Source organism: Rhodococcus sp. KRD175 (genome assembly GCF_017168275.1).
GTDB lineage: Bacteria > Actinomycetota > Actinomycetes > Mycobacteriales > Mycobacteriaceae > Rhodococcoides > Rhodococcoides fascians.
In genome coordinates this window covers 105,530-119,220 of the sequence record NZ_JABFAQ010000013.1, presented here as the reverse complement: position 1 = coordinate 119,220, position 13,691 = coordinate 105,530, and the positions used below count along the sequence as shown (strand labels likewise).

At 63.9% G+C, this 13,691-nt stretch carries 14 protein-coding genes; 10 read left to right on the top strand and 4 right to left on the bottom strand.

Annotation, left to right across the window (positions count from 1 at the left end; translation table 11 throughout):
• Positions 1-60 precede the first annotated feature (60 nt).
• The 3 genes from J1M81_RS26465 to J1M81_RS19690 are packed head-to-tail and all read left to right on the top strand — an operon-like array spanning position 61 to position 2,404.
• Positions 61-843: a hypothetical protein gene (locus tag J1M81_RS26465; protein ID WP_241258282.1), complete on the top strand. Its 783-nt coding sequence runs from the start codon at positions 61-63 to the stop codon at positions 841-843.
• Positions 840-2,051, top strand: coding sequence for a WXG100 family type VII secretion target (locus J1M81_RS19695; protein ID WP_206498649.1), 1,212 nt, complete (start codon positions 840-842; stop codon positions 2,049-2,051). Before J1M81_RS26465 ends, J1M81_RS19695 begins: the two co-directional genes overlap by 4 nt.
• Complete coding sequence (locus tag J1M81_RS19690; RefSeq protein ID WP_206498648.1) at positions 2,048-2,404, top strand: hypothetical protein; 357 nt, start codon at positions 2,048-2,050, stop codon at positions 2,402-2,404. The genes J1M81_RS19695 and J1M81_RS19690 overlap by 4 nt, the downstream gene beginning before the upstream one ends.
• Before the next feature lie 15 nt (positions 2,405-2,419).
• Here J1M81_RS19690 and J1M81_RS19685 read toward each other — a convergent pair whose 3' ends face one another.
• The gene (locus J1M81_RS19685; RefSeq protein WP_051364928.1) at positions 2,420-2,938 is read right to left on the bottom strand and encodes a maleylpyruvate isomerase family mycothiol-dependent enzyme; all 519 of its coding nucleotides are present in this window, start codon (positions 2,936-2,938) and stop codon (positions 2,420-2,422) included.
• Between the two features lie 147 nt (positions 2,939-3,085).
• On the opposite strand from J1M81_RS19685, the gene rfbA reads away from it, so the two are divergent.
• Positions 3,086-3,958 carry a glucose-1-phosphate thymidylyltransferase RfbA gene (rfbA, locus tag J1M81_RS19680; protein WP_032401116.1) on the top strand — a complete coding sequence of 291 codons (873 nt, stop codon included), beginning with the start codon at positions 3,086-3,088 and terminating at the stop codon, positions 3,956-3,958.
• Complete coding sequence (locus J1M81_RS19675) at positions 3,955-4,536, top strand: dTDP-4-dehydrorhamnose 3,5-epimerase family protein (protein ID WP_206498647.1); 582 nt, start codon at positions 3,955-3,957, stop codon at positions 4,534-4,536. The genes rfbA and J1M81_RS19675 overlap by 4 nt, the downstream gene beginning before the upstream one ends.
• Before the next feature lie 62 nt (positions 4,537-4,598).
• Here J1M81_RS19675 and J1M81_RS19670 read toward each other — a convergent pair whose 3' ends face one another.
• Positions 4,599-5,627, bottom strand: coding sequence for a TerC family protein (locus tag J1M81_RS19670; protein WP_206498646.1), 1,029 nt, complete (start codon positions 5,625-5,627; stop codon positions 4,599-4,601).
• Positions 5,628-5,800: 173 nt separating this feature from the next.
• On the bottom strand, positions 5,801-6,319 hold the full coding sequence (locus tag J1M81_RS19665) for a GtrA family protein (RefSeq protein ID WP_371831416.1): 519 nt from the start codon (positions 6,317-6,319) through the stop codon (positions 5,801-5,803).
• 47 nt (positions 6,320-6,366) lie between these two features.
• On the opposite strand from J1M81_RS19665, the gene J1M81_RS19660 reads away from it, so the two are divergent.
• The 3 genes from J1M81_RS19660 to J1M81_RS19650 are packed head-to-tail and all read left to right on the top strand — an operon-like array spanning position 6,367 to position 10,543.
• Positions 6,367-7,818, top strand: coding sequence for an FAD-binding oxidoreductase (locus J1M81_RS19660; RefSeq protein WP_027494795.1), 1,452 nt, complete (start codon positions 6,367-6,369; stop codon positions 7,816-7,818).
• Positions 7,815-8,579, top strand: coding sequence for a decaprenylphospho-beta-D-erythro-pentofuranosid-2-ulose 2-reductase (locus tag J1M81_RS19655; protein WP_027494796.1), 765 nt, complete (start codon positions 7,815-7,817; stop codon positions 8,577-8,579). The genes J1M81_RS19660 and J1M81_RS19655 overlap by 4 nt, the downstream gene beginning before the upstream one ends.
• A 5-nt stretch (positions 8,580-8,584) precedes the next feature.
• On the top strand, positions 8,585-10,543 hold the full coding sequence (locus J1M81_RS19650; RefSeq protein ID WP_206498645.1) for a galactan 5-O-arabinofuranosyltransferase: 1,959 nt from the start codon (positions 8,585-8,587) through the stop codon (positions 10,541-10,543).
• Positions 10,544-10,588: 45 nt separating this feature from the next.
• Here J1M81_RS19650 and J1M81_RS19645 read toward each other — a convergent pair whose 3' ends face one another.
• Positions 10,589-11,041: a helix-turn-helix domain-containing protein gene (locus J1M81_RS19645; protein WP_032374170.1), complete on the bottom strand. Its 453-nt coding sequence runs from the start codon at positions 11,039-11,041 to the stop codon at positions 10,589-10,591.
• 79 nt (positions 11,042-11,120) lie between these two features.
• Between J1M81_RS19645 and J1M81_RS19640 the strand changes: the two genes are divergently transcribed.
• Complete coding sequence (locus J1M81_RS19640; protein WP_045841680.1) at positions 11,121-11,819, top strand: nitroreductase; 699 nt, start codon at positions 11,121-11,123, stop codon at positions 11,817-11,819.
• A gap of 96 nt (positions 11,820-11,915) precedes the next feature.
• A complete protein-coding gene (locus J1M81_RS19635) occupies positions 11,916-13,685 on the top strand; it encodes a hypothetical protein (RefSeq protein WP_032374171.1) in 1,770 nt (589 codons plus the stop codon).
• Positions 13,686-13,691 lie beyond the last annotated feature (6 nt).

The following is a 13,691-nucleotide window of genomic DNA, read 5'->3' as shown; positions in this document are numbered from 1 at the left end:
TGGGCCGTTCTTGTCGGGCGCGCGTGCTAGCTTCTGTTCGACTTCGGGGGGAGTACGTCAATGGGTCTGGGAAAAATTCTTGTCCGTCTCGCGGCACTGATAACGCTGCTGTTCGGGTTCATGTGGGCAATTCCGCAGCTGGCTCCGCAAGTACCGGGACCGTACGAGGGTGTACGGGCTCTGCCACCGGTGTCGCCGAAACCCACGGGCTCGACGACCGTGCCGCCGCCCCTGCCGCCGGGTTTTCCGTCGATGGAACGCCCGCCACCGCAAATCGAGGTGCCCGACGGGCAGCCGCAGCCCATCGCCACCAAATTCGGCTGGACTTACGAAATACCAGCAGAGTGGCGAAACTTTTCGACCGGAATCGCGGGTTGGTCGAATGCCGGTCGATCGGTCGTCTACGGCTCGATCGGAGATTTCGGGAGCAATTACTGCCCGGAATCCGACGGGTCGACGCTTGCCATGTCCGGCATGACCGGACGCCGCGGGATGGATCTGCACACCGCAGCGCTCGACGCAGCACGAGGCGCGGAGATCATCTTCGGCGACGACTCCGCCGCACCGCCTCGAATCGAGTACTCGCAGCCGAGCGACATCGAGGTCGCAGGCGAGCCTGCTGTGCGATACACCGTCACGGCATCGAGCGTGCACAAGCGAACCGACTGTGACCCCACGGAGGGGACGTTCGATGTCGTTGCCGTGCCCGGGTTCGCGACGGCGACGGTCGCCGTGTTCTTCGTGAAGCGGGACCTCGCTGTCGACGGGGCAGTGGATCATTCGGTCGTCGAAGACATCATTTCCACACTCCGCCGTAGCGATCCCGACGGTGTGACGCAATGACCAAAGAACTCCTTTCGGCGGACGCAACAAACATCGCCGGCCTCGGTAATCTTTTCGATCGCATCGGTGCCGATACCCTGGCCAGTCACCACTACTTGCTCGACAATGCGGGCCTCGGCGAGAACGTGGTTGGAGAAATTCTGAAGAAGCTCCGTCCGTATATCGCGCGCTTCCAAGAGATGACCCGCACCCGACACGTTCACCTGTCGGCCAACTGCGGCGAGATGGGGGCCGAGCTGAACAAAGCTGCCTGGTTGTATGCCGATCAAGATCGAAAGAATTACGACCTGCTCAACGCCCACACATCTGTGCCACCGCTACCCGGCAGCGACCGCGGGAGTTCGGATCACGCCGCGGCCGGGCATATAGACGAATTCGACGGTGCCGCTGACTACGGTCATCCTCACGGAATCGATTATCCTCCAACCAATCCCGCCATCGACGACATCCGCGACGTGCTCGCCGATGCCTCCGAGTGGCTCGGCGAGATCGACCGAACGATCTTCGAACTCTCCGGGTGGAGTCCGCTACGCGAAGCGACCATTCCTGTCACCGGCAACTGGAACGAAATCCGTCGAATCGGTCAGGCGTACCAGATTGCGGGCGACGCCATGGAAGCCGCAGCCGAGTCGTTGGCTGCAGGAGTACGCCGCGTCGACGGTCACTGGAACGGTGCAGCCGCCCAGGCATTCACCGACTATGCCGACCGACAACTCGCCGCAATGCGATGGGAAGGGCATGCCGGCCGAACGATCGCCGCAATCTGTACAGCCATCGCCGAGCAACTTCGTGGCGCAGCGCTGGCAGTGGTCCGCAAGATCGTCGAATTGCTCGAGTCCGAAGTGGCCGTCGACAACGCTCGCGGTGCACTGAAGGTCGTGCTCAAGAAAGTGCCGGTGGTCGGCACTGCATGGCAGGTGGAGAGCATCATCGAAATATGCTTGACGGCAATGAATCTGACCAAGGATCTCATTGTGAAGATCGAGCAGGTGGTCGACGACTTCGGCGGGTTCCTCGACGCGCTCGGCGACCCCGAAGGCCAGGTGGGCCAGAAGATCGACGACACACTGCGACCGCTGAACGACCTCCTCGACTACGGCACGCAAGCCGTCGAAGCGGGCAAGACCGCGGATATCCGACCGGTACTCGACACACCGGACGAGGACTTCTCCGTCGGCACCGGCGACGAACCATGGCGGGACGCATGATCGAGTCCCTGCCTCCGCACGCCCGCGCTGCCTACGACCGACTGATGGCATCCTGCGGAGAGCTCGAAGCCATGCGTACACGCGCCTCGAACGCAGACCTGAAAACCCGGACCGTCACAACCGAACTACTGGCCCGCGTGGCGTCCTCACCGCGAGCGTCGGCCGACCTGATCCACTACGCACGCCGCGTCGCGTCGGGTGAATGCTGTTGGGAACGAATCCAGGTGGACGCGAATCCGCTGCCTCCGGAGGTGGACGAGCTCACAGCCGATCCGCTGATCGTGTGGCCGTCGGAATGGCCGACATCGACGACCGAAGCCCTGTCTCAGCCCTATCGAATCCCGTGGGAGTGAGCGCCGCTGGACGTGTCAGGACCGTCGAACAGTACGCCCGGCAAAAGCCGCGATGCGCTCGTACGCGTTTGCTCCGTCGGGTGCAGGCTGCTCGGGATCGAAGGCACCACCCCTGCGCTCATCGGTCATATTGGCCGACATGAACACCATCCCCTCCTCCGCCACGGTCTGGTCGAAGTCGTCGGTACCGCGCCCGAGCGCGGTCGCAAGGTCCCACGCGTGCACCGACAGTTCAGCAGCGACCATGCCGGCCGGCAGCGGTGAACCTGCGTCGAGCTCGGTCAGCAGTTCGCGGGTCCGGGCGGTCCACAACGGAACCGGATCCGAGGAGGGCTCGGGTGCGGCCGACCAGTCGATCTCCCCACCTCGCGCCATCGTCACCAGGTTGGCCGCGGTGTGCACCAGGTGGTCCGTCAAGTCAGCGACTGTCCACTCCGTGCAGGGCGTGGCCGACGCGCGTTCGGCGTCGGTCATTCCGGCCATCAATTCGGTGATCTGAGTGGCACCGGTGGCGATCTGGCTACTCGTCGTCACGTGGCTTGTCCTTTGTTCGGTCGACGGGCGGATCCGTCGGAACGGGGCAGGGCTGGCCGGAGTCTATGGGCAGTTGCCACCTCGCGCGCCGGAAACGAAGGTGCACGACCGAGCGGGTGATCGGAGGGTCTGGAAGACTTCGGGCTCATGCGGGGAATCATTCTGGCGGGCGGCACGGGCTCACGGCTTCATCCGATCACGATGGGAGTGAGCAAACAGCTGGTCCCGGTCTACGACAAACCGATGATCTACTACCCCCTCTCGACCCTGATCCTCGCCGGCATCCGCGAGATCCTCATCATCACCACACCCCAGGACGCCGACCAGTTCGCACGCCTGCTCGGCGACGGCTCCCAATTCGGCATCTCCTTGACCTACAAGGTCCAACACGAGCCCAACGGCCTCGCCCAAGCCTTCGTCCTCGGAGCCGAGCACATCGGCACCGACAGTGCAGCCCTGGTGCTCGGCGACAACATCTTCTACGGCCCCGGGCTGGGCACCCAACTCTCACGCTTCGACACCATCGACGGCGGAGCCGTCTTCGCCTACGAGGTCTCCGACCCCACCGCCTACGGCGTCATCGAATTCGATGCGAACCGAAAAGCCGTGTCGTTGGAAGAAAAACCCACCGCCCCGAAATCGAACTACGCCGTCCCGGGCCTGTACTTCTACGACAACGACGTCATCGCCATCGCCCGCGACCTCGCCCCCTCCGCCCGCGGCGAATACGAGATCACCGACGTCAACCGCCACTACCTCGACGCCGGCCGCCTCCAGGTCGAAGTCCTCCCCCGCGGTACCGCCTGGCTCGACACCGGCACCTTCGACTCCCTCCTCGACGCCTCGAACTACGTGCGCACCATCGAACAACGCCAAGGACTCAAGATCGGGTCCCCCGAAGAAGTCGCCTGGCGACGCGGATTCATCACCGACGACGAACTGCGCGCCCGCGCCGAGAAACTCGTCAAATCCGGCTACGGCCGCTACCTGCTCGACCTGATCGACCGAGGAAACCGATGACCTTCCGTGAACTGACAATATCCGGCGCCTACGAATACACCCCACGCCAGTTCGGTGACGACCGCGGCGTGTTCTTCGAATGGTTCAAAGCGAGCCTCTTCGCCGAAACGACCGGGCGAGCGTTGGACCTGAAGCAGGCGAACTGCTCGGTCTCCGCCGCCGGAGTGCTGCGCGGAATCCACTTCACCACCAACCCACCCGGGCAAGCGAAATACGTCACCTGCGCCCGCGGAGCGTTCCTCGACGTCATCGTCGACCTGCGCGTCGGCTCCCCGACGTTCGGGCAATGGGACAGCGTGCTGATCGACGACATCGACCGCAGAGCAGTGTTCCTCTCCGAAGGCCTCGGGCACGCCATCTTGTCGTTGGAAGACAACTCCACCGTCATGTACCTGTGCGGCCTCGAATACACCCCGGCACTGGACCGCGACATCAACCCCCTCGACCCCGCCCTGGGCATCGACTGGCCCACCACCGGCCGCGACGGATCGCCTCTCACCTACGAGCTCTCCGCCAAAGACAAAGCCGCCCCCACCCTCACCGAAGCCCTCGAAGCAGGAAACCTGCCCACCTTCTGAGTAAGTCGTTGCTGGGGCGACACCGCGGCCGTGCGGCGTCGCCCCAACATCCGATGCGAAGGCTACAGACGGTCTTTCCGTCGACCGCGCCTGCTCGATAAAGGCTGAGCCGCAACAAGTTCCGTTTCCGTCGCCGTCCGGAACGGAGACGCCGACAGGTCGACCTGCGGGTGCGCATCCTGCCCTCGGGTGGCTCGCAAACTGAGTATCACGGAGATCGCGAGAATCGACGAGATGACACCGAGCGAGACGGCGGTGGGGATGTAGAACACGTCGACCTTGAGTGCCATCTTGATGCCGACCCAGATGAGGACCAACGCCAGTCCCACCTTCAGATACACGAATCGGTGCATCAGGTCCGCGAGCAGAAAGTACATCGCCCGCAGTCCGAGAATGGCGAATGCGTTGGCGGTGAACACCAGGAAGGGGATGTCGGTGACGGCGAAGATCGCCGGGATGGAATCGACAGCGAAGACGATGTCGGTGACTTCGACGAGGACCAGCACCGCCAACAGCGGAGTGGCCAACGCAACGCCCCCGATGCGCACCACGAACTTCTGCCCGTAGAACGCGTCGGTCATGGGAACGTAGCGACGGAACAACCGCAGCGTACGAGACTGTTCGGGATCGAGATGCTCGTTGCGCTGACGCACCATGCGGTATCCGGTGAAGATCAAGAAGGCGGCGAAGAGGTAGAGCACCGCGCTGAAGCTGGCGATGAGGGCAGATCCCCCGGCGATGAAGATGCCACGAAAGACCAGCGCACCGAGTACGCCGAAGAACAGGACGCGGTGTTGCAACTCCCTGGGCACCGCGAAATACGTGAAGATGATGGCCCACACGAACACGTTGTCGACCGCCAGCGACTTCTCGATCAGGTAGCCGGCGAAGTACTGCTGGCCGAACTCGGCACCGGCGGTGGCCCAGATCAGTGCACCGAATCCAACGCCGAAAGCGACCCAGATACCGGACCAGACAGCCGCTTCGCGCACTCCGATGACGTGTGCTCGCCGATGGGCGAACAAATCGACCGCAAGCATAGCGACGATGAAGCCGAGTACTGCCACCCAAGCCCAAAATGGAACGGACATGACAACCTCCAGTTCGGTGAACTGGAGGTCTCTCCCGCCCGACGTGGGCCGCTCGCCGGGCCCGGATTGCCGGGCCGTGGTGACGACGAAGCTGCTGGGGGATACTCCCCTCCTGGGGCACATTGAACCAGGACTTCGGCCCGGGATCAAGGAAACTTAGCGCCCCACAACAGTTACCGAATTTTGAAGATCACGAACCGCTGCACCAGGAAGTTGATGACCGTCGCCGTTCCCTGCGCGACGACGAACGCCACGTTGGCGTACCAGAAGCCGTCGGGCAGAACCTGGTAGAGCCAGGTGTAGATCCCGACCTGGACGGCGAAGGTGACTCCGTACAACGCGACGACGGCGAAGAACCGGGCCCGCGACGGTGCCGCGTTGAACGTCCACCGACGGTTGATCAGGTACGCCGTGGTGGTGCCGAGCACGAACCCGATTGCCTTGGCCAGAGTCACCCCGACGCCGAACACGAAATGCAGGATCAGGTTGATGCCCTGATCGACGATCGCCGACAGCACACCCGTCGCCAAGAACCGCATTACCTGCGTCTTGAGATCGAGGGCCGCGTCGGCGATGTTCTCGGTCAGTGGCAGCTCGACGGGCAGCGGGACGTGATGCTGCAGCTCGTCGTCCTCGGGCGACCAGTCGTCGTTCCCGGAGCCGTCTTCGATGGAGCGATCAGGGGTGGACACGAGGACTGACATTAGCTGCTATCGCAATGCGGGTACCCTCTTGAGCGATGTCCACGACAGCCGACGACGCACTCTTCCCCCTGGAACCACAGGCCGGGAACACTGCGCCGCTACCCACGCAGACCCGCACACTCACTGGTTGGGGCCGCACTGCGCCCTCCACCGGCGAGGTGCTCTCGACCTCCGACCCCGAGCTCATCGCGAACGCGGTCAAGCAGGTCGCCGAGCAGAACGACTCCAAGCCGGCTTACCTCCGACGCGGCGTCATCGCCCGCGGCCTCGGCCGCTCCTACGGCGACAACGCGCAGAACTCCGGCGGACTCGTGATCGACATGAATGCCCTCAACGGCATTCACAGCATCGACGCCTCGACGCGCATCGTCGACGTCGACGGTGGCGTCAACCTCGACCAGCTGATGCGTGCTGCACTGCCGTTCGGTCTGTGGGTTCCAGTGCTTCCGGGTACCCGTCAGGTCACCATCGGCGGAGCGATCGGCACGGACATCCACGGCAAGAACCACCACAGCGCGGGCAGCTTCGGCAACCACGTCCGCTCGATGGAACTGCTCACCGCGGACGGTCAGATCCGCCACCTGACGCCGACGGGCAAGAACGCCAAGCTCTTCTGGGCGACGGTCGGCGGCAACGGCCTGACCGGCATCATCCTGCGCGCGACGATCGAGATGACGCCCACGGAAACGGCCTACTTCATCGCCGACGGCGACGTCACCAGCACCCTCGACGAGACCATTGCCCTGCACAGCGACGGCAGTGAGAACAACTACGACTACTCGAGCGCCTGGTTCGACGCCGTGGCTCCGCCCCCCAAGCTCGGCCGCGCAGCTCTCTCACGTGGATCGTTGGCGCGCCTCGACCAGCTTCCCGAGAAGCTGCAGAAAGATCCGCTGCGCTTCAACGCCAAGCCGCTCGTGAAGTTCCCCGATATCTTTCCGAACGGGCTCGCCAACAAGTACACGTTCTCCGCCGTCGGCGAGGCCTGGTACCGCAAGGCCGGCAACTATCGGAACAAGGTTCAGTCCCTGACAGCGTTCTACCACCCACTCGACATGTTCAGTGAGTGGAACCGCGCCTACGGCTCCAAGGGATTTCTGCAGTACCAGTTCGTGGTGCCGCCGGAGGCCGTCGACGAGTTCAAGAAGATCATCGTCGACATCCAGAAGTCGGGGCACTACTCGTTCCTCAACGTGTTCAAGCTGTTCGGGCCCGGAAACAAAGCGCCACTGAGCTTTCCGATTCCAGGCTGGAACATCTGCGTGGACTTCCCGATCAAGCCGGGCCTGAACGAGTTCGTCCGCGAACTCGACAAGCGTGTGCTCGAGTTCGGCGGTCGTCTGTACACCGCGAAGGATTCGCGCACCGACGCCGAGACGTTCCACTCGATGTACCCGCGGATCGACGAATGGATCAAGGTTCGTCGATCTGTAGACCCCACAGGCGTTTTCGCCTCCGATATGGCTAGAAGGCTGGAACTGCTGTGACGATAGACGCCGTAGGTAACCCACAGACGATTCTCGTTCTGGGTGGCACCAGCGAGATCGGTCTCGCGATCACCGAGGAGTACCTGTCGAAGTCTCCGGCACGCGTCGTTCTCGCCGCGCTGCCCAACGATCCACTGCGTGAGAGTGCCGTTGCACAGCTCACCGCCAAGGGCGCGAAGTCCGTGGACGTCATCGACTTCGACGCACTCGACACCGCGTCGCATCCGAAGGTCATCGACGCGGCCTGGGCCAAGGGTGACGTCGACGTCGCCATCGTTGCCTTCGCCGTCGACTTCGATGCCGAGCAGCTCTGGCAGGACCAGCGCAAGGCCGTCCTGGCCGCGAACATCAACTACACCGCATCCGTGTCGGTCGGCGTTCTGCTGGGCGAGAAGATGAAGGCGCAGGCGTACGGCCGCATCATCGTCATGTCCTCGGTGGCAGGCGAGCGGGTCCGTCGCTCGAACTTCGTCTACGGCTCCACCAAGGCCGGTCTCGACGGTTTCTACCTCGGACTCGGAGAAGCGTTGCGCGAGTTCGGTCCTCGGGTCACCGTCGTTCGTCCGGGCATGGTGCGCACCAAGTTCAGCGCCCACGTCAAGGAAGCGCCGATGACCGTCGACAAGGAGGTCATCGCGAAGCTCGCGGTGAACGCTTCGCGCAAGGGCACCCCGCTCATCTGGACTCCCGCACCGTGGCGTCTGGTGATGATGGTGCTGCGACACGTGCCGCGGCCGATCTTCCGCAAGCTGCCCATCTGATCTCGATGACTGACGGGGTTGCACCGGCTCGCAGAACCGCCTCTGCCGTCGGGGAGATCGTTCTCGGTGCGCTCGTCGCAGTCGTGGTGGCGACGGTCGGGCTGTACGCCTTCTCACTGGTTCAGTGGCCGGCGTTCAACTCGTCCAACGTCACTCGCGCTCTGACAACTCTGGGCCAGGTGGTAGCCGCGGCCCTGTTCGCGTCGTCGATCTACCTGTACCGAATCCGTAAGTGGCCGTGGATCGCTCGACTCTCGGCGTGGGTCGGGCTGTCCGGCTTCGTTACCGTGACCCTCGGAATGCCTTTGGCGGCAACCAAGCTGTACCTGTTCGGCATCTCCGTCGACCAGGAGTTTCGCACCGAATACCTGACGCGGCTGACGGATTCGGCGTCGTTGCGCGACATGACGTACGCCGACATCCCACCCTTCTACCCCGCCGGTTGGTTCTGGCTCGGTGGACGGGTCGGCAACCTGCTGGGTATGGACGGCTGGGAAGTGTTCAAGCCGTACGCAATCGGACTGCTTGCTGTCACGTCGGTGGTCGCTTTCGTACTGTGGAAGGCCCTGATCCGCAGTGACTGGGCTGTCGCCGTCAGCGCTGTCACGACTGCATTGGTTGTCGCCTACGCCTCGCCCGAGGCCTACAGCGCCGTCATCGTGCTGCTGTTCGCCCCGGCATTGCTCCTGGCCTGGGGCGCGTTGCATCGCCCCGTCGGGATGAATGCGGCATCCAGTCGGTCAGACGGCAAGAATGGGACATTCATCCCCACGGGGGGACGCGCAGCAGGCGGCTGGGGAGCGGTAATCGGTACCGGCCTGTTCCTCGGCCTGGCCGCGACGTTCTACACCCTGTACCTGGGTCTGGCCGCGTTCACCGTCGTGCTGATGGCCTTGTTCGCCGCCGTTCTCGCCTGTCGCGAGCGCAAGACCTGGCGGGCCCTGATTCCCATTGCACTCAAAGTGGCTGCGATCGCCGTCATCTCGGGCCTCATAGCGGCGACGGTATGGCTGCCGTATCTCGTCGACTTCCTCCGCGGCGCACCGTCCACATCGGGCACCGCACTGCACTACCTGCCCGAGGCCGGTGCAACGCTTCCGTTCCCGATGTTCGAGTTCTCGATGATGGGCATTCTGTGCCTCTTCGGAACGGTATGGGTCGCAGTACGTTTCTCGTCGTCGCGTCGAGCACAGGCACTCGGAGTCGGCGTCGTCGCGGTCTACCTGTGGACGTTGCTGTCCATGGCGGCCACGGCTGCGGGCACCACACTGCTCTCGTTCCGACTCGAAGCGGTTCTCATCGTATTGCTCGGCAGCGCAGGCGTTTTCGGATTCCTCGAAGGCAGCCACGCGATCTACCAGGCCATCAACGAGCCACCGAAGTTCCGCATCGCTGCCGTCGTCGTCGCGACCATCGGCGCAATGGCCTTCGCGCAGAACATCCCCCAGGTACTGCAGAGCGAGATCACCGTCGCGTACTCCGACACCGACGGTGATGGCAACCGTGCCGATATGCGTCCGCCGAGCGCCGTCTCGTACTACCGCGAGGTCGACGACGCCCTGACCGAACAGACCGGTCGACCGCGCGACGAAACCGTCTTGCTCACTGCGGACACCTCGTTCCTGAGCTACTACCCGTACTTCGGATTCCAAGGACTGACGTCGCACTACGCCAATCCACTGGCGCAGTTCGATCAGCGGGCCGACGCCATCGAGCGGTGGACCGAGCTCGAGACCCCCGACCAGATGATCGAGGCGCTCGACACCAGCCAGTGGCGCGCCCCCGACGCCTTCCTGTTCCGCCGCGGTGCCGACGGCTACACCTTGAGACTGGCGGAGGACGTCTACCCGAACGATCCGAACGTGCGGCGCTACACCGTCACCTTCCCCGAGTCACTGTTCGAGGATCCACGCTTCACCGTGACCGATATCGGCCCCTTCGCACTGGCGGTGCGCACTGCATAAACGCCATGCGCGCCGGATCGAGACCGCGGCCGCAGGCCGAGTACGTCACGGCACAAGCGGGTTACCCGCGGCAGGCGCCGGCAGCACCTGACGAGCCGTGATCTCATCGCCACACGAGTCACACTCGAGCCTCACGTGTGCGTTGCCCCCACAGTCGCGGTGCGTGTAGTGCACGGGGACACCGTCGGGTGCCATGTACGCGTCGCCCCAGTCTTTGAAGGCCATCAGAATCGGATAGATGTCGTGGCCCTTGCGGGTCAGCCGGTATTCCGCGTAGGTGGAATCGGTCTGCACCTTGGCGAGAATGTCGTGCTCGACGAGGCGGTCGAGTCGATCCTGCAGCCGACTTCGTGAGATCCCCATGGCGCTCTGGAAGTGGTTGAAACGGCGAACCCCTGCGAACGACCACTTCAGAATCACCAGCGTCCACCGGTCACCCAGAACGGACAGAGACCTCGAAATCGAGCAGGGCACATCGGCCAGCTCCGCATGACGCATACCGTCGACCTTACCCAGCAGTCTCGAAACGAGACTATTGCTGCTACTTTGTAGTCTCGAAATGAGACCAGGGGTGTACATGGACGCTGTGACAGACGATCGAGGGCAGCAATTCTCGGCACTCGCCGGAATTCTCGAAGAACGCTGGACGTGCAGACAGTTCCGGCCGGATGCAGTGCCACGCGGCGATATCGAGCGTGTGCTCGCCCTGAGCCAGCGCACACCGTCGTGGTGCAACACCCAGCCGTGGCAGGTCATCGTGACGGAAGGGGAAGGGACAGACCGCTTCCGCCGGACACTCCAGGACCACGTCCGCGGCGGCGGCCCCGTGCAGAGTGACATCCCCTTCCCCACCCAGTACGCCGGCGACTATCGCGACCGTCGCCGTGCGTGCGGACTGCAGCTCTACGACAGTGTCGGCATCGAGAAGGGGGATCCGCGCGCCCTTGCTCAGATGCTCCGTAACTTCGACTTCTTCGATGCGCCACACGTCGCCGTGATCACCACCGAGGCCGATCTCGGCGAGTACGGAGCGATCGACTGCGGTCTGTACGTCAACACCTTTTTGCTCAGCGCACACAGCCTCGGCATCGCAACCGCCCCACAGGCCGCCCTCGCGTCGTACTCCGATTTTCTGCACGATTACTTCGACATACCGGAGCACCGGCGCATCGTGCTCGGTATCTCGTTCGGATACGCGGACCTGGAGCACCCGATCAACTCGTTCCGAACCGAACGGGCAGACGTGACGAACGTGACCACCTGGATCGGTGACTGATCCGTACATAGGGGTGGGGCGGCGTCGCACTCCAGCCGGTGTGACCCAGCACGTTCGAGTTTTCGCCGACCGTGATCTTTCTGTAACCTCGACGCGATGACCACCCACGACCAGAGAGTTCTCGAGCGGCAGCCGACCACGGCACCGGCTCGACACTCCGGCGTCGGGCGAGGCGACCTCGTGGCGGCCGTCGGATTTCTGATCGCCGCCGTGTACGTCCTACAGGGTCAGTGGCGCAATCTGAACGGCGGCTACCTCTACAACAGCGGCCAGGACCAGACGATGTGGGAGTGGTTCTTTTCCGTCGCCGCCCATGCCGTCGCGCATCTGGACAATCCACTGTCCAGTGACCTGCAGAATTACCCGCTCGGGGTGAATCTGATGGCGAACACGGCGATGTTCGGCATCTCCATCCCGCTCGCTCCGATCACGCTGTTGTTCGGACCCACCGTCACCTGGGCAATCGCCCTCGCCGCCGGCCTCGCAGGCACCTCGTTCGCCTGGTACTGGCTGTTCTCGCGTCAGCTGAACGCGTCCAAGGGTGCCGCCGCAATGGGCGGCGCACTGTGCGGGTTCGCGCCCGGTGCCATCTCCCATGCCAACGGCCACCCCAACTTCGTGGTGCTGTTCCTGCTCCCGGTCATCGCGATGCTGGTCACCCGCATCGCACACGGCGGCGGAACCACCAAGAACACCGTCGGGCTCGGCCTGATCGTCGCGCTGCAGATCCTGCTCGGCGAAGAACCGCTGCTGATCTTCGCGATGTCGTTCGCCATCTTCGCCGTCGTCTACTACCTGTCCCGGCCGCGTTCCCTGTGGCGGGCCGTACGCAATGCCGTACCCCGGCTCGCGGTGTCGGCGACCATCGCGCTGGCCATCGTCGCCTTGCCGCTGTGGTGGCAGTTCTTCGGACCGCAGTCGTACTCCTTCCTCGAACACGGCCCGATGGGCAACGACGCCAAAGCCCTGTTCCAGTTCCCGACGCAATCCATCGGTGGCGTCGCCACCCCAGGTCAGAACGTACGGATCAACGCCACCGAGGAGAACGCCTACTTCGGCTGGCCGCTGCTCGTGCTGTGCCTCGTGGCGGCAGTGTGGATGTGGCGTGTTGCCTGCGCCAGAGCCGCGGCTGCCACGGCCATCGTCATGAGCGTGCTCTCGCTCGGCGCAACGCTGATGATCGGCAAGAACGACACCGGCATCACCCTGCCGTGGACGAAACTCGCCGAATACCCACTCGTCGAATCCGTCCTCGAGACCCGCTTCGCCCTCGGCGCGGTCCCCGCACTCGCTCTGTTGCTCGTCCTGGCCACCGATCGGACGTTCCGCAACGGACTACGGCCGTTGCCTGCATTCTGGATCGCCGGACTCGCCCTCGCCCTCGTTCCGCTGATCCCGACGCCGCTGGTCACCGTCGACAAATCCCCCACACCTCGGTTCTTCGCCGACGGCGATTGGCAGAACTACGTCGACGACGGTTCCGTCGTCACCGTCCCTCTCCCACGGCCCGAGGACGCCCGGCCGCTGCGTTGGCAGATGGACGCGGACATGGGCTTCACGCTTGCCGCCGGATACTTCGTCGGACCGAGCGATCAGGAAGAGAAGGTCGCCAAGTACGGTGCCGTCGATCGCCCGACGGCGCTGCTGCTCGGCTCGGTCTACGACTCCGGCACCGTTCCGGAAATCACCGCCGATCAGCGCAGCCAGGCGGCGCAGGACATGAGCTTCTGGGAAGCCGACGTCGTGGTACTTCCGCCGAGCAAGAACACCGTCGCCCTGCGCAGCACGGTCACCGAGCTGCTCGACGTCCAGCCGCAATACACCGGCGGCGTATGGGTGTGGGATGTGCGCTCGCTCGTCCAATAGCATCGC

What these genes read in the sequence shown, in the direction of transcription:
- J1M81_RS26465 (WP_241258282.1), top strand. Translation starts at nt 61, where the DNA reads ATGGGTCTGGGAAAAATTCTTGTCCGTCTCGCGGCACTGATAACGCTG.
- J1M81_RS19695 (WP_206498649.1), top strand. Translation starts at nt 840, where the DNA reads ATGACCAAAGAACTCCTTTCGGCGGACGCAACAAACATCGCCGGCCTC.
- J1M81_RS19690 (WP_206498648.1), top strand. Translation starts at nt 2,048, where the DNA reads ATGATCGAGTCCCTGCCTCCGCACGCCCGCGCTGCCTACGACCGACTG.
- rfbA (WP_032401116.1), top strand. Translation starts at nt 3,086, where the DNA reads ATGCGGGGAATCATTCTGGCGGGCGGCACGGGCTCACGGCTTCATCCG.
- J1M81_RS19675 (WP_206498647.1), top strand. Translation starts at nt 3,955, where the DNA reads ATGACCTTCCGTGAACTGACAATATCCGGCGCCTACGAATACACCCCA.
- J1M81_RS19670 (WP_206498646.1), bottom strand. Translation starts at nt 5,627, where the DNA reads ATGTCCGTTCCATTTTGGGCTTGGGTGGCAGTACTCGGCTTCATCGTC.
- J1M81_RS19660 (WP_027494795.1), top strand. Translation starts at nt 6,367, where the DNA reads ATGTCCACGACAGCCGACGACGCACTCTTCCCCCTGGAACCACAGGCC.
- J1M81_RS19650 (WP_206498645.1), top strand. Translation starts at nt 8,585, where the DNA reads ATGACTGACGGGGTTGCACCGGCTCGCAGAACCGCCTCTGCCGTCGGG.
- J1M81_RS19645 (WP_032374170.1), bottom strand. Translation starts at nt 11,041, where the DNA reads ATGCGTCATGCGGAGCTGGCCGATGTGCCCTGCTCGATTTCGAGGTCT.
- J1M81_RS19640 (WP_045841680.1), top strand. Translation starts at nt 11,121, where the DNA reads ATGGACGCTGTGACAGACGATCGAGGGCAGCAATTCTCGGCACTCGCC.
- J1M81_RS19635 (WP_032374171.1), top strand. Translation starts at nt 11,916, where the DNA reads ATGACCACCCACGACCAGAGAGTTCTCGAGCGGCAGCCGACCACGGCA.